This window comes from Agromyces sp. NPDC060279, assembly GCF_042726785.1.
Taxonomy (GTDB): Bacteria; Actinomycetota; Actinomycetes; order Actinomycetales; family Microbacteriaceae; genus Agromyces.
This window is the reverse complement of sequence record NZ_JBHXBK010000018.1, coordinates 1-1,084: the sequence shown is the minus strand read 5'-3', so window position 1 is coordinate 1,084 and position 1,084 is coordinate 1. Positions and strand designations below refer to the sequence as shown.

The 1,084-nt window shown below is 68.1% G+C and carries 1 protein-coding gene; it reads right to left on the bottom strand.

Annotated elements, in window-relative coordinates:
- Window positions 1–147: 147 nt before the first annotated feature.
- Window positions 148–1,084, bottom strand: a 937-nt coding sequence (locus ACFWE1_RS17555) for a LuxR C-terminal-related transcriptional regulator (protein ID WP_376934771.1), incomplete at its 5' end; no start/stop codon positions are given.

Here is a 1,084-nt window from a genome sequence, read left to right as displayed (position 1 = left end):
GCGACGTAGAGGCCGTCGACGTTGCTGACGAGGCCCTTCGCGAGCAAGCTCTCCAGCGCGTCGTCCTGTCCGGCTGGAACTGCAGGGCTACCGACCAGAGCGGTGTACGCCGCCTCCTCTGCTGGGCTGAGGCCGAGTGCGGTCAGGTCACCCACGATGCCCCAGCCAGCCACGCAGTACGGCCTGATAGCCGGCCTGGAAGCGTGTGTCGGCGTCCAGGCGGTGCCGCATGCCGTCGATGTGCTTGCGGACGGTCCGCTCGCTCCAGCCCAGATGAGCGGCCATCTCGAGGTCGGTGAAGCCTGACATGAGTAGAGCCAGCAGGTCCCGCTCATCCGGCGTCGGCCGGTCGACTGCGGGCTGACCGTCGTACGTGGCCAGTGGAACGGCCCTGTCCCAGTAGAGCTCGAACAGAGCGGCCAGTCCGGCCACCATGACCGGGTCGTGGATCAGCAGTGCGGTTTGGTGTCTGGTCGCCCGTACGTCGAAGGGGACGAAGGCCATCGGTGCGTCGGTGACGATCAGCTTCAGCGGTACGTCGCCGACCCGGGCCTGTTCACCGTCGGCGATGCCCTGGGCGAGTGCGGCCAGCCGTCCGGGCCGGTCCACCGAGCCACGACGGTCGTAGATGACCCGGAAGGTGACACCACGCCTGAGCTGGTCCAGCTCCAGTTGATTCACCTGATTGGGGTCGTCCCGGTACGGCGGAGCGTCCCAGCCACAGACCTCGTTACGGGCACCGAGCAACAACCTGGTCATGCACTGCGCGATCTCCTCATCACCGTGCAGCACCTCCATCAGGTCCGCCGGCTCGCGTCGCGCCGTACTGCCGTGGAACCGCACGGTCAGCTCCACCATCTTGCGGCGGGCGTCGGCCAGCTCCCGCTCGCGGCGACGCGCCAGCACGTCCAGCGCGGTGTCCGGAGGCAGTACGACGTACCTGGGCGGGTCGGTGTCCACCAGCGTCACCAGGTCGAGCTCAACCAGCCTGGCCAGCGCACTGGCGTTGTCACTCAGCTCGGACGCGGCAACCGGGCGGCGGGACACGAGCGACTCGTAGAGGTCCTGTTCCTCGCGAGTCAGA